Raw genomic sequence first — 22,483 nt, forward strand, 5'->3', positions numbered from 1 at the left:
CCCAGTGCAATTGGCCATTCAGGGGCCCTTCGCAGGCGGCCCGCTTTCCTAGGGCGTGTTCAGGCCCAGCGCGGGAACGGGCAGTTGGAACATGTCCTTTAGCGCATGCGTTGCCGCGTGGAGGCCGGGCATGCCCGTAACCCCCGGGCCGGGCGGCGTGGAGGAGGAACAGAGGTAGACGCCCCGCAGCGGGGTGCGCCACGGGTGCCGCGACACCACCGGCCGCTGGACCAGGCCGCGGAGGTCCATGGTCCCGGCACTGAAGTCCCCGCCGATGTAGTTCCGGTTGTACTCTGCCAGCTGCGCCGCGGTAACCACGTTCGTGTCCAGCACCAGGTCCCGGAAGCCCGGGGCAAACCGTTCCAGCTGGGCGGTGATCGCCGCAGCCATGTCCTTGGTTGAGCCGGCAGGTACATGGCAGTAGGTCCACAGCGTGTGGCGCCCGGCGGGAGCCCGGCCGGGATCGAAGCGTGAAGGCTGGGCCACCAGCACATACGGCCGCTCGGGGTGGCGGCCCGCGCTGACTTCGTTTTCCGCATGCGCGAGTTCGGCCCTGGTGCCGCCCACGTGGACTGTTCCGGCCTCTGCCAGTTCCGCAGCTGTCCACGGCACGGGGCCGGAAAGAATGAAGTCCACCTTGCATGAGCCGTTCCCGTAGCGGAAGGACTCCAGGGCTTTGCGGTAACGGTGGGGAAGGGAATTCCCGGCCATGTCCGCCAGTCCCCGCGGCGCTACGTCAAGCAGGGTGGCCCGGGCGGCCGGGAGGTCCTGCAGCCGGTTTATCGGGGCGTTCGTGTGGAGGACCCCGCCGTGCGCCCTGATGTCCTCCGCCAGGGCGGCGGCAATGGCGGCGGAACCACCCAGGGGAATGGGCCACCCTTCAGCGTGGCCCAGCGCCCCCAGCATCAGTCCCGCCCCGGACGCGGCCAGTGACGGCAGGTGGGACACGGCGTGGGCAGCGACGCCGCTGAGGAGGGCGGGGGCAAGTTCTTCACGGAACCGGGTGTTCCACAGTCCCGAGCCCTGTTCCAGGGTCCGCAGGCCGAAGATGCCCGCAGCGACGGGATTCCGGGGGACACGGAAGAGCTGGTTCTGCGTGAAGTCCATGACGTCGTCAATGGCGCGGACCAGAGGTCCCATGAGGCGCCGGTAGGCGGCCCCGTCCCGCCCGAGTCCCGCTGCCGTCCGGTCAAGCGACCGGTAGGCAAGGGCGGACCGGCCGCCGTCCAGGGGAGAGCCGTAGGACAGCGCGGGAGTCGCGAGTTGCACCCGCCGGGACAGCTCGAAGGCGCGGAAGAAAGGCGATGCCAGGGCCATGGGATGGACGGCAGAGCAGACATCGTGGAAGTGTCCCGGCTGCATGAGTTCCGCAGTGCGCGTCCCGCCGCCGATTGCAGCCGCAGCCTCGAAAACCTCTACCGAGAGCCCTGCCCGTGCCATCACCGCTGCGGCTGCCAGCCCGTTGGGTCCGGAGCCCACTACCGCAACGTCAGGCATCGGACGCGGCCTTCCGCCGGACGCCCCGGTCCGCCGCCTTCCGCAGGTTCAGGCGGAACCGGTCCGGGGCGCCGGTGAAGGGTCCGCCGTGGGGATCGTCCAGGTGGTGCCGCCGGATGGGATCGTAGGTGGGGTCGTAGATGTCCCACGTCACCCGTGCAATCAGGTAGGCAACGGCCACCATGTGCGCCGCCACGGCCAGGACGTAGTAGGGCATATCCAGGTTGTGCTGGGAGGAACCTGCGCTGGTCACCTGTCCAAGGTACATCCACACCGCGGCCCAATGCAGGCCTTCGACGCCCTGCCAGACCAGGAAGTCCCGCCACCGCGGCCTGGCCAGCGCGAGCAGCGGGATCAGCCAGACAACATACTGCGGTGAGTAGACCTTGTTGGTGAGGATGAATGCCGCCACGGCCAGGAAGGCCAGTTGGGCCAGGCGCGGGCGGCGCGGCGCTGTGAAGGCGATCAGTGCGATCAGGACGCAGGCCGCGGCAAAAAAGCCGAGCGACAGCAGGTTCACCGCGTCGGCGCCCAGTTCCTGCCCCCTCAACCTGTTGAGCAGCAGATTGTAGGCAAACCACGGTGAGCCGTACCCGGCGCCGCGGTCGGTTGAGAACTGGAAGAAGTATGCCCACCCGGAGGGATTTGCGACGGCGAACGGCAGGTTGACTGCCAACCACGCGGCCCCCGCGGCGCCCGCCGTCTTCAACAGGGGCCGGAAGCGGCCGGTCCGCACGGCGAGCAGGAGCATGGCGCCCAGGATGAGCAGCGGATACAGTTTCACTGCCGTGGCCAACCCGATGAAGACTCCCGCAAGAACCAGCCGTTCCCGCGAGAAAAAATACATCCCCACCGCGAGCAGGGCCACCGCCCAAAGATCCCAGTTAATGGTGCCGGCCAGGACGATGCCCGGGGCCAGCGCCACCATGGCTGCGTCCCAAGGGCGACGGCTGGTCATCCGGGCCGTAGCCAGGACGGCAACCACCGTGACGGCGGCCAGAAGCGCAGCATTGATATCGAAATAGGCGAGCATCCGGGCGTCCGCCACTCCGGTCCCGGGAACCAGCCATGCCGTTACCCCCGCGATCATGGCGGTAAGGACCGGGTACTCAAACAGGCTTCCGCTGCCCGCGATGGGAAACTGTCCGTCCGCGAGCCCGCGGTTCCGGAAGAGTTCCGGGAAGTCTGAGTAGCAGGTGGCGTAAAACTGGGTGGGGGATTCCCATCCGTTGGCGCGGCAGTAGCCCTTGAGCAGGATGCCCGCGAGTGCCGCCAGCACGGTCAGCAGGATCAGTACACGTTCCACAGTGAAGACGCCGGGGGAGACGATTCCTGGAGATGCCCTGGATCCCAGGGGGCCGCCCACAACTTCAGTGAAGTTCCTCAGCAGGACATCGCTCCGGCTGGGAACCACCAGGTGCAACCTTCCTTGGTGCTCCGGCGGCTGGGACTCCTGCATGGCTTGAGCTTACCGCCGCACCGGGCAGGTACAGGGCGGGCACGCTTCCCGCGGACGGGCCGTGGTCCACGTGCCTGCCGTCCCGCCTACCGCGTACCGCCGATCTGCTGGTGCATCAGGACGAAGACGTCTTCGCGCTGCTTCTCCAGCAGGGGTTCGTTGATCAGCCTCCTGCCGCTGCGCCGGCCTTGTGCCGGCAGCAGGAGTTTCCGGAACTTTCTCATGGGTATCACCTCCTTTTGTACTGGCTGGCCCGCAAACCGGGCGCGGCAATTAATCCCTTTTCGCTAAATGCAATTGGGACTGGAATTAGGGCGCAAAAAACGCGCTTAGGAATAACCGGGATTAGGCAGAATTGCCGAACAAAACAGCGCGCGGACCGTTGGTTGGCAAGGCAGGGGGCACAGCGGGCTAAGGAAAGAGCGTGGCTCCGGCTTTACGGGCCGGCTCAGGGGTCCTGGCTATGGCGTTGCACGTGGGAGGATGTGTCCACCCAAACCAAGCAAGGCTAGGAGCCCGCGTGTCCCCAAAATGGGCGCGCAAAAGCATCAGAGGCCGGGGCCGCGGTGACGTTCATCTTCCGTCCGCTAGTCAAAGTAATCATTTTCCCAACCTCCTTTTCTGCTCTGCCATTGCTTAGGCCTTGGGCCTTGCAACATGCGCCGATACCCCCGGCAGACGCCCTGGGGTCAGGAACAAAACTACACTATGGCGAAGTATATCCGCCAGTAAGAAAACAAAAATAAATCCAACAAATTCCAGAAACCTTTAAAGGCCCCAGCGGACAATAGCGGGTGTCCTTTTGTCCCAGCCCAGCGTGCAGACCTTGGCGGTGCCCAGAATGAAATGGCGGCCTTCCATGGGCGGCAATTCCAGCCAACGCGCCGTGAGGATTCTCGAGAAGTGGCCGTGGGCCACAATCAGCACGTTATCCATGCCGGATTCCAGCACCCGGCCAATGATTTTGTCCGCCCTGGCCGCAACCTCGTCCAGCGTTTCGCCATTGGGAACCCCGTGCGTCCAGATCAGGTAGTCGGGGTTGTCCTTTCGGATCAGGTCGGAGCTGATGCCTTCGTAGTCGCCATAGTTCCATTCGACGGCAAGGGGTTCATGCTGGGCATCAGGGAAGCCGGCCAGCTCTGCTGTCCGCCGTGCCCGCCGCAGGGGAGACGTGAGCACCAGGTCGAAGTCGACGGGATCCAAGACCTTACGGGCCTCCACGGCCTGCTGTTCGCCCTCGACAGTCAACGGAAGATCCGTGAGCCCGGTGTACTGGCCGCTCTTGGACCATTCGGTCTCGCCGTGGCGGAGGATCCACAGCTGAGGGCGCGGGGCAAGGGCGGGAATTGTCACTTGGACTCCTCAGAAGGGAAAGGCTCGACGGCGGCGGGAGGCGTTCCAGCCTTCGCCGCGGCAGGTGCGGGTGCGGGATCGGCTTCAACGGACGCGGGTTCAGCTTCATCCGGGGTGGATTCCGGTTGTTGGGTCCACCAGCGGAGGAGCCGTGCTTCCGCTACTTCCGTGGGCAGGGGCCCGTTCTCCATCCGCTCATTCAGCAGGAACTTGTAGGCGCGGCCCACCACCGGCCCTGGTTTGAGCCCCAGCAGGGCCATGATCCGGGCCCCGTCCAGATCGGGGCGGACAGCCTCCAGCGACTCCTGTTCGCGCAGCGCGGCGATGCGGGCTTCGAGGTCGTCATAGGCGAAAGCGAGGCGTTCGGCCTTCCGCTGGTTGCGGGTGGTGACGTCCGAGCGGGTGAGCCGGTGCAGCCGTTCCAGCAGCGGCCCGGCATCGGTCACGTAGCGGCGGACTGCAGAATCGCTCCAGCCGGCGTCTCCGTACCCGTAGAAACGCATGTGGAGTTCCACGAGGCGGGCAACAGCTTTGGTGGTGTCGTTGTCGAAGCGCAGCGCCTTCATCCGCTTGGAGGTGAGCTTGGCTCCCACCATGTCGTGGTGGCGAAAGCTCACGGCGCCGCCCGGTTCAAAGCGGCGCGTAGCCGGCTTACCGACGTCGTGCATTAATGCTGCGAAGCGCAGCACGAAGTCCGGCCCCGGCACGGAGCCTTCACCGTCCGTCTCCAGCTCCGCTGCCTGCTCCAGGACCTGCAGGGAGTGCTGGTAGACGTCCTTGTGCCGGTGGTGCTCGTCAGATTCCAGGCGGAGCGCGGAAACCTCAGGCAGCACGAACTCCGCGAGCCCCGTATCCACCAGCAGGTCCACGCCGACGCGCGGGCGGGCGCCACAGATGAGTTTGACCAGTTCGTCCCGCACGCGTTCCGCGGAAATGATGGTGATCCGCTCCGCCATCTGCGTCATGGCCCGCCGGACGTCGTCGTGCACGGATACGCCCAGCTGGGCGGCGAACCGTGCCGCGCGCATCATCCTCAGCGGATCGTCGGAGAAGGACAGCTCGGGTGCCCCCGGGGTGGCCAGCACGGAGGCATGAAGGTCGCGGACCCCGCCGAAGGGGTCCACCAGTTCCAGTGAGGGCAGCTTCAGGGCCATGGCGTTGATGGTGAAGTCGCGCCGGAGCAGGTCATCGGTCAAGGACGAACCGAATGCCACCACCGGCTTCCGGGAATCGGGATCGTAGGCCTCTGCCCGGTAGGTGGTGATTTCGATCTGGAAGCCGGCTTTGCGCATGCCGATCGTGCCAAAGGCCCGGCCGATCTCCCAGTAGTTATCCGCCCACTTCTTGATGAGTGCCACGGTCTGGTCCGGGGTGGCGTCGGTAGTGAAGTCCAGGTCCGGGGACGTCCGGCCCAGGAAAAGGTCACGCACCGGTCCGCCTACCAGGGACAGTTCGTGGCCGGCGTCCACGAAGCGCCGGCCGAGCTCCAGGACCACCGGGTCCACTTGGAAATCGACGGTCTGGGAATCAGTCTTGTGATGTGCGTGCGCCATAGTTACTTAAGCTTGGCAGAAATCAGCGTGTCGGCAGGCCAAATTGGGGTCAAGATCGCACGGAATCGCTCGGTGCACGGCAAAGTGCGTCATATGCCGTCCATGTTGGTGTCATGTTCCGGTCATCACGAACGGGCAACAGTCGTTAGAGTGGACTCCATGGCCCATCCAGTACCGAGCGCTCCCGGCAGGAGGACAAACGCGCCAAAGCCATCGGCAATTGGTGCGCACGTTGCGCCTGCCCAGCATTCGGCACCGGCATCCCTGCCTACGGTGGAGGAGGTCTCCGCCGGCGGCGTCGTGGTGGACACGTCCGACGCCGAATTGAGGGTTGCGATTATCGCCCGCCTTAATCGCGGCGGGCGCCTGGAGTGGTGCCTTCCCAAGGGCCACCCGGAGGGCAAAGAAAACAACGAGCAAGCCGCGGTCCGCGAAATTGCCGAGGAGACCGGCATCGAAGGCGACATCCTCGCACCGCTGGGAAGCATCGACTACTGGTTTACCGTCAGCGGCCATCGAGTGCACAAGACGGTCCATCACTACCTCCTGCGAGCCACCGGCGGCGAGCTCACCATCGAGAACGATCCGGACCAGGAAGCCGTGGACGTGGCCTGGGTTCCCATCCAGGAACTGGCGCGCAAGCTGTCCTTCCCCAATGAGCGCCGGATCGCCGATCTGGCCAGGGACGTCCTTCCCGGGCACCTTTAGGGCTGCAGCCGCTCCGGGCAGCCGGTGCCTGCATTGCGGCTTTAACTGCCTTTGAGTGAGACGATGAACCCGATGTCAGCTACCAACTTTCCTTCCGATAAAGCCGGCCCGCCCGGCGATGCCGTCCCTGACGGCGTTCCCCCCGTGCCGGCCGGCGCGGACAGTTCCCCGGGCGGCACGGTTGCCAGCGAAACCAGGTCCAGCGCCATCATGGCTGCCGGGACACTCGTCTCGCGGTTCCTGGGCTTCGGAAAGACCTGGATGCTGGGCACCGCCCTGGGTCTTGGCTCCACCGTCAATGACACCTTCATTAACGCGAACAACCTGCCCAACCTGATCTTCCTGCTGGTTGCCGGCGGCGTGTTCAACGCCGTCCTGGTGCCGCAGATCATCAAGGCAAGCAAGGCTCCGGACAGGGGAGCGGACTACATCAGCCGGCTGCTGACGCTGGCTGTGCTCCTCCTGCTGGGCCTGACCGCCCTAGTAACCCTGGCGGCGCCGTGGGTCATTGAACTCACCACGCAGGGATACTCTCCGTCGCAGAAGGCGTTGGCAATCACCTTTGCTTTCTGGTGCCTTCCGCAGATCTTCTTCTACGGCCTTTACGCCCTCCTCACCCAGGTCCTGAACGCCAACGGGGCGTTTGGCCCCGCCATGTGGGCACCCATCCTCAACAACGTGGTGGCCATCGCCGGCCTGGGCATGTTCATCTGGATCTTCGGTGCGAACGAGCTGAATCCGCACACCCTGGACAACTGGGGCGATACCCAGACCCTGCTGGTGGCCGGGTTCTCCACCATCGGCGTGGTGTCCCAGACAGCCATCCTGATGATCCCCGTTTTCCGGCTGCGGCTGGGACTCCGCCCGCGGTTCGGCTGGCGGGGCGTGGGACTGGGCCAGGCAGCCAAGCTGAGCGTCTGGACCCTGCTGACTGCCGCCGTCGGGCAGCTCGCCTTCCTGTACGTCATGCGCATCGCCACCATCCCGGGAGCGGAACGCATCCGGCTGCAGCAGGCGGGAGACCCGGCCGCGAACATGCTGCCCGGCAACGCAGTGCTGGAGGTGGCCAGCCAGCTGTACCTGCTGCCGCACTCCATCATCGCGCTGTCACTGGCCACGGTGCTGTTCAACCGGATGACCCGGGCTTCGCAGGACGGAAACCACGACGAACTGCGCGACGCACTCTCGCACGGCCTGCGGACCATGGCGGTTGCCACCGTGTTTGGCGCCCTGGCCCTCTTTGCCCTCGCCGGGCCCCTGGGCATGTTCTTCTCCGGCGGGCTTCGCCAGGATGGCGTAATGCTGGCCCAGACGCTGACCATCCTCGCGCTCAGCACGCCGTTCATGAGCGCCAACTTCATGATGTCCCGGGTTTTTTACGCGAATGAGGACGCCCGGACCCCCTTCTACATCCAGCTGCTCCTGGCTGTTGTCTACGTGGCCGGTGCTTTCGCCATCCAGTTCCTGCCGGTTACCCAGATCATCTACGCGATCGCCGTCCTCTACATGGTGGGCAATATCCTCTCCGTGGTCATCAGTGCCTGGTTCCTGCGGCGCCTCCTGGGACACCTGGACGGGCCACGGATCGCCAACTCCTACATCCGCATGGGCTACGCGGCGCTTGGTTCCGCCATTGCCGGTGCAGGTGCGCTGTGGCTGATGGGCAGTTACAGCCCGGACGGTTTCGCCTGGCGCGACCGGATCACAGCCCTCATCACGCTCGTCGTGGTGGGCCCGGTCATGCTGGTGGCCTACTTCTTCCTGCTCAAGCTGTTCCGCGTTGCTGAACTGCGCGACCTGCTCCGCCCCCTCCTGGGACGGCTGGGCCGCGGCGCACCGCCTGCACCGTCCGCGGAAGCCGGGACCCCGCCGTCGGACTCTTCCCCTGGCGGATCCTCCAGTGAACGACGACGGCCCGCACCGGAGCGTGCCACCACCTCCGTGGATACCGGGCTCATTCCCCGGATTTCCGGCGAATTCGACGCCGTTTCCTTCAGGGCGGGGCCGGCTCCGGAACAGGAGGACGCTGAACACCACGCACGGCGGAGGCAGGCGCGCGACGGCGACGGCCCGGCGTCGTCCCACGAGGATTACCTTCCCGCGGAGGACCAGCCCAGTACGGCCCGGGGAGGTTTGCTGCGGGAAGAAATTCCGCTGCCAGGGCGCCGTACCTTCCAGGGGAAGCCCGGCGAGAACCCCTACTTCAAGCCTCGGCGCCCCCGAAAAAAGTGACTTTCGAGTCGCTCGCCGCTGCCTTTATCCAGGGAGCAAGGGGCGCAATCGGCTAGGATCGAGAAGGTACAGGGGTAGTTGCATCCAGGGCCAGCCGCCCGGCGGCTTCTGGATGGCGGTTGCATCATTCAAGCCGGCACTCCCGGACAGTCTAGGAGGAACACGTGTCCAACCCGATCGATGTCGGATCAGTACTGGGCGGCCGTTACAAGGTCACCGCCACTGTATTGGCCTCGCACGACCACGATCTGGTGCTGGACGGTGTGGACCAGGTCCTGAACCGTCCCGTCAGCATCCTCGTTGCCGGGCCCGGCAACACTGAACAGGTTGCCCAGAGCGCCCGGGAAGTGGCCACCGGTGAACGGCCCGGCACCGTCCAGGTCCTGGACCTTGGCATGACCGAGGCTGCCACCTACCTCATCACCAACCACACGTCGGCTGCGGATCTGCTTGACCTGGTGGTTGCGTCGAATCCGCCGTACGTGGAACCCTTTTTCACCGACACGCTGGGCAGCGAAATCTTCGGCCAGCCGAGGTCTCACGAACCCGAGCCCTACGACGATGAAGACCACATTGAAGCGGGCTACATCAAGTACTCGGACACACACCCAAGCCAGGTGGACCCCTATCGGCAGGCACCGGCTGTGCCGCCGAAACCGCCCGCGAAGCCAGCAGCGTCGCCTTCCTCCGCCCGCAAGTCCGCCGGGGCCTCCGCAGTGGGCGGGGCAGCCACCGTGGGTGGAGCGTTGGGCGGTGCTGCCGGGGCTGGCTCCGGAGCCCGTAACGCCAGCGAAGCCGCAACCCGCGCTACTGCGCTGAACACCGGCCAGGCACGGGACCAGCAGGTCCCGACTCCCGGAAACGTGGAGGGCACTCCAGGCGGAAGGCCGAAAGTGTCCCTATGGTCCGATGCCGACTACGCCTACGCCGAGGACCAGCCTTCCGGGACCGCGCCGGTTGAAGACGAACCCCAAACGGCCAACAAGAAGCCATCCTCTTTTGCGCGCTCCGCCGCGCCTACTGCCGCGGCTGCTGCGTTTGACAGCCAAGGCGAGTATGACGATGACCGTGACGAGGCCGGACGCGAGCCCAGGTCAATGCGATGGCTCGTAGGCGGGTTGCTCGCTGTGGTCCTCATTGCCGGTCTTGTTTTCGCCGTGACCAATTTGGGCAGCCTTTTCTCCCCGCAGCCGCAGGCCGGCTCCCCCGCCCCTGCCACCAACGGCGGTGCCCCGGAAACCACGGCACCCGGAACACAAGCGCCCTCATCGGCTGCTCCTGCCGCCCCGCCTGCAATTGAAAACATCAGCAGGCAGGGGAGCTTCGATTTCGCGGCCACCTTCGATGGTGACTTGGTGAAGGCCTATGACGGAAACGCTGCCAGCTACTGGTCGGACATGGAGTTTGCCACCGAAAACTGGGGCGGACTGGCACCCCAGGGCGTCCCGCTGGTGGTAAAGCTTAAGAAGCCCGCCAAGGTTTCCTCCATCACGCTCTCGCAGTTGGGAGGGGCCGGTGGCAACATCACGGTATACACCAACGACCGGCCCGCCCTGGATGGTGCCAAAGCCGTAGGGACCAACAGCTTCACGTCAACGGACCTGACAATGCCTTTGGCCGAGCCGGTCCAGGCACAGTACGTGATTGTCTCCATCAACTCACTGCCACGGCTTGCTGCTCCTAAGACGCGCTACGGTTACGGCGTCCGACTCGCGGAGATCAAGGTCCAGTAAACTCCATCTATGTGAGGGGCGGCAGCTGCAGTGGAGTGGGCTGTTGCGTTGGTTGTCGCCGCCCACGGCTGGGGCAGGCGCGGCGCCTGCGCGGTTGGACTGTAACCTTGGAAGAGCGCCTCCGGTGACTGCTGTCCGCTGTCCGCCGGCGTTTCACCACTGCCAGGCGCCGGAATATTCAGGATCAAGTAACAGTTGTGCCATGTGGCCGGCCTCCACGGGGAGGCGCGTCAAATAAGGAAGAGGTTCACCGTTCAGTGACCATCGCAGAAAACACCGCGTCCGAAGTACGTGATGTCATCATTGTGGGCTCTGGCCCGGCTGGTTACACGGCAGCTGTCTACACCGCCCGTGCCAACCTCAAACCGCTTTTGCTTGCTGGCTCCGTCACCGCCGGCGGTGAGCTGATGAACACCACCGACGTCGAGAATTATCCCGGCTTCCCGGAAGGGATCATGGGCCCGGACCTGATGGAGAACTTCGAGAAGCAGGCCGCACGCTTTGGCACGGAGATCCAGTTTGAGGACGTGACTTCGCTTCACCTCGAAGGTTCCGTAAAAACGGTGACCATCGCCACGGGTGAGAGCTTCCGTGCGAAGGCAATCATCCTCTCTACGGGGTCCGCTTACCGGGAACTCGGGCTGCCGAACGAAAAGCGCCTGTCTGGCCACGGCGTTAGCTGGTGTGCAACCTGTGACGGTTTCTTCTTCAAAGACCAAGACATTGCTGTGATCGGCGGGGGAGACTCCGCGATGGAGGAAGCACTGTTCCTCACCAAGTTCGCGAAAACGGTGACGGTTGTCCACCGGCGCGACACCCTGAAGGCATCCAAGATCATGGCCGACCGCGCTTTGGCCCACGAAAAGATCAACTTCATCTGGAATAGCACCGTGGATGACGTCGTGGGCGAGGATAAAGTCAGCGGCCTGAAGCTGAGGAACCTCGTTGACGGGACAGTTTCCGATCTTTCGGTGACCGGCGTATTCGTGGCCATCGGCAACGACCCCAGGACGGAGCTTGTCAAGGATGTCCTTGACCTGACACCCGAGGGAACCATTGCTGTCGAAGGCCGGAGTTCGAAGACAAGCATCCCCGGGGTTTTCGCCGCCGGCGACGTTGTTGACCCCACTTATCGCCAAGCTATTACGGCATCCGGCTCCGGTTGTGTAGCTGCAATTGATGTTGAGCACTACCTGGCAGATTTGCCCGCATAATCATCGCAAACAGTATCCGAAGAGAGAGACAAGGGTTATGAGTAACGCCAAAGACGTAACAGACGCTAGCTTCAGCACGGACGTTCTTTCCTCCGACAAGCCGGTTATTGTTGATTTCTGGGCCGAATGGTGCGGCCCGTGCCGCAAGCTCGGCCCTATCCTGGACGAAATTTCGGTGGAATATAGCGAGAAGGTTGATGTCGTCAAGGTGAACGTGGACGACAATCCATCCATCGCCGCCGAATACGGCATCACCTCCATCCCTGCTGTGTACCTGTTCCAGGGTGGTGAAGTGAAGAACACCGTTATTGGAGCTAAGCCGAAACAGTTCTTCGAAAAGGAATTCGCTGACGTCCTGTCCTAGGGTCCGCGCTTTCAGCAGTTTAGAAGTGGCCACTGCCTTCCGGCGGTGGCCACTTCTTTGCTTCGGGCATTCTGGCGGTGCGCTCTGTGGCATGACAGGCCGACGAGCCCGGGGCTGACATCGGTGCCAGTTCGAGCCAGTCAGTGCGTCCTCTGTGTTTCACGTGAAACGGTGCCGGTACGCGGCTGGCCGCAGTACTGAGAAGCAGCGTTTCTTTTTTGGGGGGCGGGGTCCAGCGAAAGGGAGCCCGCATTCCTTGCTGGAGTCAGTCGCTTCCGGGCAGGGTACGGCCACGGAGCCACACCACGACACACCACGCCACGCCACGCATGAATTCATCGCGTTTCTTTCGATGATCGGGAGGGAGGCCACCGTACTTCGCAAACAAGGTGACGAGATTTAGTACTGCGCATACCCTCTCTTGGTTCATTCGGCCTTGGCTGCAGACCAGACCAGTCCGTTTCACGTGAAACACGCATCAGTGCCTTGGAGCAACAGCGAATTCGCCCTGGTAGACCCCGAGTGAAGCTGGCCCCCGATGTCTCATCAAGGGATTGCTGGCGTGCCCCGTTTGTCTGGAAACGCGCCACACCTGACACGGTGGATCGCTTGAACCGTCTCTCCACCAGCAAACGCGGTTCTCCGCACAGCGCCAACGCCGCACCGTTCAATTCCGAGGACCTCATCGCAATTCGCTCCTCGTCTCTGAATACCATCCCTGAAGCGGCGGAGAAGCGGTGGGCCGTGATTGGACGCCCCGAAACAAAGGCTGCGACGAACGACAGGGATGGCCTAACCCACAGGCGGCCACATAATGCCCCGACTTATGCCAAACTACTACATTCAAGAAATCACGCCGAGTTGGCGTCGCCCTGCTGTTCGTCTGGTACCCAACCAAGCCCAACGAGGTGACGCCCACCTCTGATGCATCGACAGAACTCAACGACGCCCGCCTCACCCCCCGCTCAACGTCACCTCGTGCCGCTGCACTTGGATCAAGCCCACATAGAGTCCCAAGACAACCTGGCTGCCAGATCCTTTCTCGACAGTTCGTACAAGCATCGCCGCATCACGTACTTCTCGCCGGCGTCTCAGCCCGCTTGCCGGGGATCTGGTGGCTGAGCAATCCGCGAGAGCGGCGCCTCCGACATGCGCCGGCCCACTTCCCTAAAATGCTGATCCAGCCCGGCTAGCACAACCACATCTGCCCATTCTTGCCTGGACTCACAAGCTAGTTCATGGCAACGCCCGGATCCGTTTCACGTGAAACATTCCCTTGGTCGCAGGCGGGAAAAGGCCGCGAGAGGCATGCCGAAAAACTCGACAGCGTACCCACAGCCGGTCGCCCCTCCGCTTCCTCTGTAGTCGCTGGCAAGTCTCATTGATGTCATTTGGCGGTACCGCCTAGTGACTGTCGCTTGGCCCCGGGACGTCGATTCGTGGGGGACACCCGACAGCCATTGGAAAAGGTCCGCTGTACGGCCATACGGTCACCGGGCGCCCTCGACGTGAACTGCGAGGCCAGCCGACAGGGTCTGCATCAGGTCGCTTCTTCCTAGGCAAGAAATCTACCAAGCACCCTCGTACACACTCACACTGACAGCGTCACGGCGTGGCACACGACCCGTTGCTGCACCGACCGTAATTGTCATTAGCTTCCTCCTTGGCTCTGTACCGTGGGTTTCGACTCAAAACGATGGCGCCACCCATGTGTGATTCACCGCTCGGATTCTCACCCACAGGTCTACACGCCTAATTGTCCGCCGGTCCTGCATGTGCTGATCGAGCATAGGACGCATAATTGGCTCCTGGAGCCCTCAACCGACCGCTCGTCTATCCACAAGTTATCCACAGTGCCATTTGCGCTTTATTCACAGCCTTATCCACAGGTGCGTATGCGCCAGCCCACAGTGGCCACTAAGCCTCCAGGCGAGTCACAGGACGCACGCACAGCTGACGGCCCTATTCATGAGCCAGCAATCGGTCACCAGCGCGCTCCTAGCCTCGTTCACCGACTCCATTTATGCGCCGATTAAACCGCTGGCAGTAGATCGGTGCTCAAGAAGCAGTCCAGAAAGTGCCCCTGGCTTTGTTTCACGTGAAACCGGGTGAGGGAGGAACTCCTGAACGATCGTCGACGGATGAGCGGACCGTGATTTGTTGCTTCATGGGCCCATACACGCTGCGTTCTTAGGACCGCAATCCACAGAGTTATCCACAGCACAATCCACAGGGATATCCACCACGTTCGGCCGACATGTGGAAAGACTAAATACACTAGGGAGCATCCCAGACGACAACTAGCCCAGTTCTTCCTAGCCACGAGGTGGAGCACACCGGGGACACCTAGCGAGGATTGTCGCGATGCTCCTGAGCGGTGCGTCGTGCCTAAGCAGGGCGCGGTCTCAGACTCACAGGCATCATGGCCCCCGTTGTCATACCAGCCAGCGCGCAGGCCCGGAAACCTGGCCGTTGCGTTCACGTGTAGATGCCCCGCACAGACCGTCCGCAGCTGGGTCCTTGATGACTCCTTGGGCGCCAGGACGTCAGGTGGGTAGAGGAAGCGGCGGCCCGCGTGCCCGCAACTTGTACGCGGCTATAAGGTCCTCCCACCGGCAGGTTCGTAGGAACGTTGTCGGGAGAACCCTCGTACAAGACCTCTGTCCCACCAGAGCCACTTACTCGGCGGCCGTACAGTGGGCGGCCGGGGCTTACGACCAGTCAGGGGAGCGGGGACATGCGCCAGCTCTGCAGAAGCCTGTTGGCTGGGGAAACGGACTTGATACCCGGGTTAGTGAAGAACTGCCTCTCGGACCTCTGTCCGCTTTGGGACATCCTTTTGAGGACGCATCCTCCTGCCGCCTAAGAAGCATTAGAACCCCGCCATATGGGCTTGCCGGTCGTATGTCGGTAAGGAGCTTCTCACCTTAAGCTGTCCCTCACACTCACTCGTCCTTACGTGTTGTACCCGCTACTCATCCCAGTGCGCCCACGTCAGCTGTCTACACGTATCGTGCAATTTGTGAAGTGCGGCCCTCCTGTGCCGGGCATTGTTTCACGTGAAACAGAGAAGTTCGTCCCGGGATGCGGCGGGGGACCGGGCGGACCGATGTAGGACGCGGTGCGAAAGGGCCATCCGCAACATTTGCAGTGAGGCATCTAAACGCAAACCAGCTCCTCGGCCTGCGCACGGGGAACGCTCGCTATCCAAGCTGACCCGACCCCCTGGACCCATGTCCAAAAGTGACGGGACCACGAAAGGAACGCGTCTCTGCACCCTGCTCATGCGGACATTTTTACCGTGGAGGATACGGCAGCAACCAAAGCCTAAACCACGTGTAGGCATGACGATTTCGGCTCTCTACAAATCCAGATTTCTGCAGTCTAGTAAAGATCACACCAACCTATCCACGGTCCTCGCGGCTCCACAGCGCGTTTGTTCCACGTGAAACAGCGCTGCGCTACCACCGCGGAACTGCGTTTCGGCGGCGAGCTACAGACAGTCCTAAACGAATACACCACGCGAGCTGAACACGAGCGGAATCGTTCCATTGGACTAACAGCACTAAGTCGATGCAGGGCCGGTTCGGATAGCACTTGAGGAACTCGGTGAAGATGGCTAGCCTCCCCGAGGCGAGCGGCAGAACACAGCAGTAAGCGCAGTGGTTGCATACGCATCGCGGGCTCTCCTATTCGCATCCCGGCTCCAGTGCTAAAGAACTACCGCTACCCACGTGCCGATGGCGATTAAGCAGCCCGCAGCACAGTGGAAAAAGCCAAAAGTTTCACGTGAAACATGCTGAAAATCTTCGAAGTCGGCGGTCAGCGTGGGGCCGAGCCACCCTGCAAAAGTACCACGTCGAAGGTGCACCTCTTTCGTCCTATTAGCTCTATGGGACGGTGTCCAACCGCTGATAAAGGACGAATACAAGAGACCGCACCACCGCCCACACGGGCCGTAGCCTAAGAAATTCATCTGAGCTTTGGCTGCACTCACGGGCGTGGGTGCCGCAACATTCATTACGCCCCAGAGGCAGGACCAAAATCGGGATACTTAGGGAAACGGCGCCTGACCGGCATCCGCTGAACCGCTGCAGGTTCACACGACAACCGGGATAAGCGCGGTGAACAAACGGCAGCCTTTGCTCAAAAAATGAAGGCCTGATCCACAAGGAATCAGGCCTTCAAGCTACGGAAAGATGCGCTTTAGTTGTTCGAACCAGGTGCAAGGACATCCATAATCCGGTTTAGATCCTCTACACTTGCAAATTCGATACTGACCTTGCCTTTGCGGACACCAAGGGAAATTTTCACGTTGGTATCAAGACGGTCAGAAAGCGAGGACGCCAAGTAGTCGAGCCGCTCGTGGCGTGCCCCAGGGCGGGGAATGTTGTTCTTCGCAGGCTTGGCGGGATCCTGGTACATCGTCACGGCTTCTTCGGTGGCTCGCACAGACATACCTTCGGCCACGATCTTTTGGGCCAGTCGCTCCATTGCTGCTGCGTCTGGCAGGGCCAAGAGCGCCCGGGCGTGGCCTGCGGACAATACACCTGCCGCAACCCTGCGCTGCACTAATGGGGGTAGCTTGAGCAACCGCAGCGTGTTCGACACCTGGGGACGGGAACGGCCAATACGATCGGCCAACTGCTCATGGGTTGTTCCGAAGTCTTCCAGGAGTTGCTGGTAGGCCGCCGCTTCTTCGAGAGGGTTCAGCTGGCTCCGGTGAAGGTTCTCCAGCAGGGCGTCCCGCAGAAGGTCGTCGTCCGTGGTATCCCTGACAATTGCAGGGATGGTATCAAGGCCTGCAGCCTGTACCGCCCTCCAGCGGCGCTCACCCATGACGAGCTCAAAGGGTTCACCACCGGGTTCGGTTGATTTCCGGACAACAATTGGCTGGAGGACGCCTATTTCGCGGACGGAGTGAACGAGCTCAGCCATCTCGTCTTCGTCAAAGACCGATCGTGGCTGTTTGCGGTTGGGGTGGATATCCGAGACCGGAATTTCAGCGAAACGAACACCGGGAACCTCTACCAGTTCCACGCCCGAGTCAGTCCAGGTGGGTTCGTCGTTCCGTTCACCGCCATCACCAGATGCCGGCGCGGTCGCAGTCATACCTGTCTGCTCCTGCTGGTCAGGAGCGGCCTCAACCTTGTCAGGGGATTCACTGACCTTTTCAGTTTCAGCGGAAACACTGCCTGAGGAACTGGACTTGCCCGCCGCGCTTCGTCCAGCCGGGCTCTTGCCCGCAGGAGATGCCGATGACAACTGCTTAGCGGACGGACCAACGGTCCGTCCACTTGCTGCCTCATCAGAGGACTGGCTGTTCGTGGCGTCTTCGGCTGGTTCCGTCTTCTTGCGTCCCTCAGGGAAGAAGAGGTCTACCGGTCGGGAAACAGCTGTACCATTACCCGAACCGTTGGCGGCGGCGGAACTTGGAATCAGCGCGCCAAGACCGCGGCCCAGGCCACGTCGCTTCTCGCTCATTGGTAATCCCTCCAGTGTTAGAGCCCGGCCTTGCCGTTCTCCGGTCGTTGCAGTTTGAAGATTCAGCGTTCTGCTATTTCAGCGGCGGCTTCCAGATAAGACAGGGCTCCACTGGAGGAAGGGTCGTACGTCATGACAGTTTGCTGGTAGCTCGGTGCCTCCGATATCCGCACGGAACGCGGAACAACTGCAGACAGCACCTGGTCCGGGAAGTGCTGGCGAACCTCGGCCGCAACCTGGGCGGCAAGATTTGTCCGTCCGTCATACATCGTCAAAAGAATGGTGGAAACGACAAGATCCGCGTTGAGGTGCTTCTGGATCATCTCAATGTTCTTGAGGAGTTGGCTCAATCCTTCAAGGGCGTAGTACTCGCACTGTATGGGAATCAGCACCTCATTGGCAGCACAGAAGGCATTGACCGTCAGGAGTCCAAGGCTTGGCGGGCAATCGATAAAGATGTAGTCGAGCCGCTGTTCGCCGTTCTTCTCGCGCACCTTCGCATAGACGTCAATTGCGCGGCGGAGTCGCTGCTCACGGGCCACCAGCGAGACCAGTTCAATTTCCGCCCCGGCAAGGTGGATGGTGGCGGGTGCACAGATCAGATTGTTGATGTCGGGGCAGGGCGCCACTACGTCGGCGAGCGGGACATCGTTTATCAGGACATCGTAGATGCTGTCCACATCGGCATGGTGCTCGATTCCGAGGGCGGTGGACGCGTTGCCCTGGGGGTCGATATCGATGACCAGGACATTCAACCCGGCCGCGGCCAGCGCGGCAGCAATGTTGACGGTGGTGGTGGTCTTTCCCACTCCACCCTTCTGGTTTGAGACAGTAAAGACGCGCGTCTTCTCAGGGCGGGGAAGCTGCCGGCCCACCAACCGTTCACGGCGCTTGGTTTCGTGCGCCAGTTCGCGGGCGATCGGGCTGGAATCATCAATTCCATCAATGATGTTAGATCTACCGGCGGTGGTTGTTTCACGTGAAACGGCCATGGCGTTAGCGCCTGCAACAACCCTTTCCGGGTGAATTCCACCCCTGGCCGGGACCACGATGGGACCAGCGACGGAACGTGCTGACCCCAAGGACACGAACGGCGGTATCCGTTGCGTGGAGGCTTCGCTACTGGTCACTGGGGCACACTCACTCTCGTTCGGCCAAATTTGCTGCCGATGTCTAGCCTAACCGCTGGACCCGGCAGAGTTTGGTCACCGGGCCTGAACTAGGCTTTCTTTTGGGACTTGTTTACAACGATGCGCACCACAGTAGTAGGTTCCTCGAGCAGGCTCTCGCCCACAGTCCGAACAGACGTTTCAATGCCGCCCAGTTTGCGGATGGTCTTGGCGGCCTTTTCGATTTCCTCAGCCGCACTGCGACCCTTGATGGCCACAACTTCGCCCTTGCCGCCGAGGAGCGGAATCGTGAGGCCGGCGAGGTTGCTGAGTGCAGATACCGCGCGGGCTGTCACCACATCAGCCTCCACGTGTCCCACTGCCAACTCGGCCCGGGTCCGCATCACGGTGACGTTGTCCAGGCCAAGATCGTCAACAACTTCCTGCAGCCAAATGACCCTGCGCTCCAACGGCTCAATCAAGGTCAGTTCAAGGTCCGGACGGGCAATGGCGAGGCAGAGGCCCGGCAGGCCTGCGCCACTACCGACGTCGGCCACATGGCTGCCCTCGGGAATCTCGCTTTCAATGACAGCGCAATTGAGGACATGCCGGCTCCAGAGCCGGGGAATCTCACGCGGTCCAATGAGGCCGCGCTCCGTTCCGGACGTGGCCAGGTGTTCCACATAGCGCTTAGCCAGGTCCAACCGGTCACCGAATATTTTCTCAGCGGCCACGAGTTCAGCTGCCGTGATGTCAACCATGATTAGCGGGTTAGCAATTCTCTAGTCTGCGGACACAACAATGTGGCGTCCGTCGCCTTCGCCCTCGGACTCACTGACCAGTCCCAGGTCGGCAACGGCATCATGGACAATCTTGCGCTCGTAGGCGCTCATCGGTTCCAGTGCCACCGGCTTGCCGTTTTCCTTAACCGAAGCTGCCGCATCTTCCGCGATCTTCTGCAGATGGCCGGTGCGCTCCTGGCGGTAGCCGTTGATGTCCAGGACCAGCCTGGACCGGTTGTCAGTCGCCGAGAGAACAGAGAGCCTGGTGAGCTCCTGAAGTGCCTCAAGGACTTCTCCGTCCTCACCCACCAGGCTATCCAGGGCATCGGACTCTTCCTCGGTCACGATGGAAATGTAAGTGCGGCCGTTGCGGACTTCAATGTCGATATCGCCGTCGATGTCGGCAATGTCCAGCAGCTCCTCCAGGTAGTCCGCTGCCACGTCGCCCTCTTCCTCCAGGCGGCTGGCTGACGATCCCTTGGCTACGTCAGTCCCCAAGGATTCGCCATGCGCGGACGCAGCCTGGCTCGCGATGATGTCCTCGGAAAGGGCGTGTTCGGTGCTCTCGGCAGACATTACTTCTTCTTCCTGTTCTTGCGTTGTGGCTGGATGCGCTGTGCTTTGGCCTGAGCGACGGCCGCCGCGGCGGCGGCCTCGGCCGCTTCGTCCTTCTTGCCGCCCAAGATGGGCAAGGCCGGAAGGCCCTTGGCGGCACGGCGCTCGGCGAGGGCCTTGGCGGCGGGGGATCCCGGCGTCGGCATGCGGCGGATGACGAAGAACTGCTGGCCCATGGTCCAAAGGTTGGTGGTGGTCCAGTAGATGAGGACACCGATGGGGAAGTTGATGCCGCCCACGCCGAACACGATAGGCAGGATGTAGAGCATCATCTTCTGCTGGCGCATGAACGGGCTAGCCATGGCCTCTTCGGACATGTTCTTGGCCATGATCTGCTTCTGCGTGATGAACTGCGAGGCCGTCATGGCCAGGATCATCAGGATGGAGAGAATCCAGACCGCAACGACGTTGCCACCCGGCGGCGTTCCGTGCAGCAGCGTCGCAGACAGCGGGGCCCCGAAAATGGTGGACTGGTCAAACTGGACCACCTGTTCGTGGTTCATCGCACCAATGCTTTTGCCCTCACGGCTAGCCGTCGAAATACCGGACAGTACGGTGAACAGTGCAAAGAAGAACGGCATCTGGATCAGCATGGGCAGGCAGGCGGAGAACGGGTTGGTCCCGTGCTTCTTGTACATGGCCATCTGTTCCTGCGCCATGGCCTGGCGGGACAGCTGGTCGGTTTTGCCCTTGTACTTGTCCTGGAGTTTCTTCAGGTCCGGCTGCAGCAGCTGCATGCCGCGCTGGGCCTTGATCTGCTTGACGAATACGGGAATCAAGGCGGCACGGATGACCAGCACCAACCCGATGATGGACAGCGTCCAAGTCCAGCCCGAAGCCTCCGGCAGGCCAATGGCGGTCAGGCCCTCGTGGAAGCCCACCATGATGATGGAAACAAGCCACTTGAACGGAAACATGATTGTTTCAAAGAAGTCCATACGATATCCCTATTCGTCAGGCCGCAGTGCGGCCTTCTCCATCAGACTGCGCAGCCAGGTACTTGTCCGGGTTGTTCAGTACAACAATTGTGGGGGTCTGGTTTTCAGGCCAGTGTCGGTGGCCTGCGGGGACGTGGTCCACACCGCCGGCGTTCCAGGGATGGCAGCGCGCCAGGCGCAGGGCTGCCAGCCAACTTCCCCTGACGGCGCCGTGCACCGTAATCGCTTCGAGGGCATAGGCCGAGCACGAAGGAAAGAAACGGCATACCTGGCCGTACAAGGGTGAAATCACCTTGCGGTAGGCCATTAACAAAAGAATGAGGATGTTGCGGGGCAGGTTCCAGAGGAACAGCGCAACTGCTGCGGCACTACGTCGGAGACAGGTAACGACGACGGCGGTGGCGTTACGCACGCAGTGTCCCCTCCTGTGTAGTACCGGCCGAACTGTTTGCGGCAGCCCCTGCAGGACGGCCGGCCAGCCGGGTGATCGTTGATTCCAATGCGGCATTGTAATCCGACAGCAGCTGGTCCCAGCTGGCAGTTGCGGACGCGGGAAGCGCCCGGACCACTATGGCAAACCCGGTGCCGTACTCGCGCAGCGAGGCAGCACCTGCTTCTCTCAGTCTCCTCTTAACGAGGTTCCTGGCCACAGCGTTCCCTACACTCTTGGAAACGATGAACCCGATCCGGCTGGGTTCGTCGGCAGCAATAGCTGCCGTATATAACACTACGTTCCGGCGTCCATTGCGGACACCGGAACGTACGGTTGTTGAAAAATCGGTCGCAGTCCTCAAACGGTTACGGGTGGCCAGCACCTTTAAACTCGCAAAGAAATGTCTACCGACAAGTCAGTTATTTACGCCGACAGCTCGGTACGGCCCTTGCCACGACGGGCTGCCAGGATGGCGCGGCCGGCACGGGTACGCATACGAAGGCGGAAGCCGTGCTTCTTGGCTCGACGGCGGTTATTCGGCTGAAAAGTCCGCTTGCTCACGTTAGTTACTCCAGTGGATCAAAGGTGCGCCCACCCGATCAGTATGGGGAAGAACTGGCCGACGCTAAGTTTTGTATATGCACGCTTCCCCCGGCTGCTCAAGCGCACTGCGCCTAAGAGATTCAGATGGGGCCAAAAAGCGGACACAAAGGACTTCACAACGTTAGGGCAATCGGAACCCCTGAGTCAAACCGACGCACCCCCTGCCGGCTATCCCCAGCTGTGCCTAACCCGCCGTCCAGACCTGTGGATGAAGTGGCTCACAAGGCTGATTTCGGAACCACATCCATGTAATTATCCACAAGCTCCTTGCCAGCTATCTTCTAGGCTTTTCATCCCCTAGAGTGGCCCAGTAGCCGATTATCCACGTGCTGTGCATAACCCTGTGGATGAAGCTGAACCCATCCTGGTTCAAGACTCGCGGCTGCAGGCAATGCAGGCAAAGCAA

18 protein-coding genes are annotated in these 22,483 nt (G+C 62.0%); 5 read left to right on the forward strand and 13 right to left on the reverse strand.

The features are described from left to right. Positions 1 to 48: 48 nt before the first annotated feature. From C3B78_RS19505 to C3B78_RS19520, 5 genes are all read right to left on the reverse strand, one after another. Positions 49 to 1,497 carry a phytoene desaturase family protein gene (locus C3B78_RS19505; RefSeq protein WP_104999530.1) on the reverse strand — a complete coding sequence of 483 codons (1,449 nt, stop codon included), beginning with the start codon at positions 1,495 to 1,497 and terminating at the stop codon, positions 49 to 51. Then, the gene (locus C3B78_RS19510; protein WP_104999531.1) at positions 1,490 to 2,956 is read right to left on the reverse strand and encodes a glycosyltransferase family 87 protein; all 1,467 of its coding nucleotides are present in this window, start codon (positions 2,954 to 2,956) and stop codon (positions 1,490 to 1,492) included. The genes C3B78_RS19505 and C3B78_RS19510 overlap by 8 nt, the downstream gene beginning before the upstream one ends. Before the next feature lie 86 nt (positions 2,957 to 3,042). After that, on the reverse strand, positions 3,043 to 3,180 hold the full coding sequence (locus C3B78_RS19920) for a hypothetical protein (RefSeq protein WP_199775297.1): 138 nt from the start codon (positions 3,178 to 3,180) through the stop codon (positions 3,043 to 3,045). Positions 3,181 to 3,724: 544 nt separating this feature from the next. Next, positions 3,725 to 4,309: a histidine phosphatase family protein gene (locus C3B78_RS19515; RefSeq protein ID WP_104999532.1), complete on the reverse strand. Its 585-nt coding sequence runs from the start codon at positions 4,307 to 4,309 to the stop codon at positions 3,725 to 3,727. Next, entirely contained in the window at positions 4,306 to 5,862 is a 1,557-nt protein-coding gene (locus C3B78_RS19520; protein WP_104999533.1) for a CCA tRNA nucleotidyltransferase, read from the reverse strand. The genes C3B78_RS19515 and C3B78_RS19520 overlap by 4 nt, the downstream gene beginning before the upstream one ends. A 159-nt stretch (positions 5,863 to 6,021) precedes the next feature. Between C3B78_RS19520 and C3B78_RS19525 the strand changes: the two genes are divergently transcribed. From C3B78_RS19525 to trxA, 5 genes are all read left to right on the forward strand, one after another. Next, on the forward strand, positions 6,022 to 6,570 hold the full coding sequence (locus C3B78_RS19525; protein ID WP_104999534.1) for an NUDIX hydrolase: 549 nt from the start codon (positions 6,022 to 6,024) through the stop codon (positions 6,568 to 6,570). A gap of 72 nt (positions 6,571 to 6,642) precedes the next feature. Beyond that, complete coding sequence (gene murJ, locus C3B78_RS19530) at positions 6,643 to 8,802, forward strand: murein biosynthesis integral membrane protein MurJ (RefSeq protein ID WP_104999535.1); 2,160 nt, start codon at positions 6,643 to 6,645, stop codon at positions 8,800 to 8,802. A gap of 164 nt (positions 8,803 to 8,966) precedes the next feature. Then, positions 8,967 to 10,535, forward strand: coding sequence for an ABC transporter substrate-binding protein (locus tag C3B78_RS19535; RefSeq protein WP_104999536.1), 1,569 nt, complete (start codon positions 8,967 to 8,969; stop codon positions 10,533 to 10,535). 257 nt (positions 10,536 to 10,792) lie between these two features. Then, a complete protein-coding gene (trxB, locus tag C3B78_RS19540) occupies positions 10,793 to 11,749 on the forward strand; it encodes a thioredoxin-disulfide reductase (protein ID WP_104999537.1) in 957 nt (318 codons plus the stop codon). Between the two features lie 37 nt (positions 11,750 to 11,786). Then, positions 11,787 to 12,113: a thioredoxin gene (trxA, locus tag C3B78_RS19545; protein ID WP_104999538.1), complete on the forward strand. Its 327-nt coding sequence runs from the start codon at positions 11,787 to 11,789 to the stop codon at positions 12,111 to 12,113. A gap of 4,206 nt (positions 12,114 to 16,319) precedes the next feature. Here trxA and C3B78_RS19550 read toward each other — a convergent pair. The 8 genes from C3B78_RS19550 to rpmH all read right to left on the reverse strand — a co-directional run bounded on the left by C3B78_RS19550 (position 16,320) and on the right by rpmH (position 22,035). Next, complete coding sequence (locus C3B78_RS19550; protein ID WP_104999539.1) at positions 16,320 to 17,597, reverse strand: ParB/RepB/Spo0J family partition protein; 1,278 nt, start codon at positions 17,595 to 17,597, stop codon at positions 16,320 to 16,322. Between the two features lie 62 nt (positions 17,598 to 17,659). Continuing rightward, the gene (locus C3B78_RS19555) at positions 17,660 to 18,727 is read right to left on the reverse strand and encodes a ParA family protein (RefSeq protein WP_324778291.1); all 1,068 of its coding nucleotides are present in this window, start codon (positions 18,725 to 18,727) and stop codon (positions 17,660 to 17,662) included. Between the two features lie 89 nt (positions 18,728 to 18,816). Continuing rightward, complete coding sequence (gene rsmG, locus C3B78_RS19560) at positions 18,817 to 19,467, reverse strand: 16S rRNA (guanine(527)-N(7))-methyltransferase RsmG (RefSeq protein WP_104999540.1); 651 nt, start codon at positions 19,465 to 19,467, stop codon at positions 18,817 to 18,819. A 21-nt stretch (positions 19,468 to 19,488) separates the two neighbouring features. After that, a complete protein-coding gene (locus C3B78_RS19565; RefSeq protein ID WP_104999541.1) occupies positions 19,489 to 20,064 on the reverse strand; it encodes a Jag family protein in 576 nt (191 codons plus the stop codon). Beyond that, entirely contained in the window at positions 20,064 to 21,041 is a 978-nt protein-coding gene (yidC, locus tag C3B78_RS19570) for a membrane protein insertase YidC (RefSeq protein WP_104999542.1), read from the reverse strand. The genes C3B78_RS19565 and yidC overlap by 1 nt, the downstream gene beginning before the upstream one ends. 16 nt (positions 21,042 to 21,057) lie before the next feature. Further along, positions 21,058 to 21,453, reverse strand: coding sequence for a membrane protein insertion efficiency factor YidD (gene yidD, locus C3B78_RS19575; RefSeq protein ID WP_199775298.1), 396 nt, complete (start codon positions 21,451 to 21,453; stop codon positions 21,058 to 21,060). Continuing rightward, on the reverse strand, positions 21,446 to 21,856 hold the full coding sequence (gene rnpA / locus C3B78_RS19580) for a ribonuclease P protein component (RefSeq protein WP_104999543.1): 411 nt from the start codon (positions 21,854 to 21,856) through the stop codon (positions 21,446 to 21,448). Before rnpA ends, yidD begins: the two co-directional genes overlap by 8 nt. 41 nt (positions 21,857 to 21,897) lie before the next feature. Beyond that, positions 21,898 to 22,035, reverse strand: a complete 138-nt coding sequence (gene rpmH, locus C3B78_RS19585) for a 50S ribosomal protein L34 (RefSeq protein ID WP_003800212.1) — start codon at positions 22,033 to 22,035, stop codon at positions 21,898 to 21,900. Between the last annotated feature and the right edge of the window lie 448 nt (positions 22,036 to 22,483).

This window comes from Arthrobacter sp. PGP41 (assembly GCF_002953935.1).
GTDB lineage: Bacteria > Actinomycetota > Actinomycetes > Actinomycetales > Micrococcaceae > Arthrobacter.

Coding starts and splice junctions, on each gene's coding strand:
- C3B78_RS19565 (WP_104999541.1), bottom strand. CDS start 20,064: ATGTCTGCCGAGAGCACCGAACACGCCCTTTCCGAGGACATCATCGCG.
- C3B78_RS19920 (WP_199775297.1), bottom strand. CDS start 3,180: ATGAGAAAGTTCCGGAAACTCCTGCTGCCGGCACAAGGCCGGCGCAGC.
- C3B78_RS19525 (WP_104999534.1), top strand. CDS start 6,022: ATGGCCCATCCAGTACCGAGCGCTCCCGGCAGGAGGACAAACGCGCCA.
- rsmG (WP_104999540.1), bottom strand. CDS start 19,467: ATGGTTGACATCACGGCAGCTGAACTCGTGGCCGCTGAGAAAATATTC.
- murJ (WP_104999535.1), top strand. CDS start 6,643: ATGTCAGCTACCAACTTTCCTTCCGATAAAGCCGGCCCGCCCGGCGAT.
- C3B78_RS19550 (WP_104999539.1), bottom strand. CDS start 17,597: ATGAGCGAGAAGCGACGTGGCCTGGGCCGCGGTCTTGGCGCGCTGATT.
- trxA (WP_104999538.1), top strand. CDS start 11,787: ATGAGTAACGCCAAAGACGTAACAGACGCTAGCTTCAGCACGGACGTT.
- C3B78_RS19505 (WP_104999530.1), bottom strand. CDS start 1,497: ATGCCTGACGTTGCGGTAGTGGGCTCCGGACCCAACGGGCTGGCAGCC.
- yidC (WP_104999542.1), bottom strand. CDS start 21,041: ATGGACTTCTTTGAAACAATCATGTTTCCGTTCAAGTGGCTTGTTTCC.
- C3B78_RS19510 (WP_104999531.1), bottom strand. CDS start 2,956: ATGCAGGAGTCCCAGCCGCCGGAGCACCAAGGAAGGTTGCACCTGGTG.
- C3B78_RS19520 (WP_104999533.1), bottom strand. CDS start 5,862: ATGGCGCACGCACATCACAAGACTGATTCCCAGACCGTCGATTTCCAA.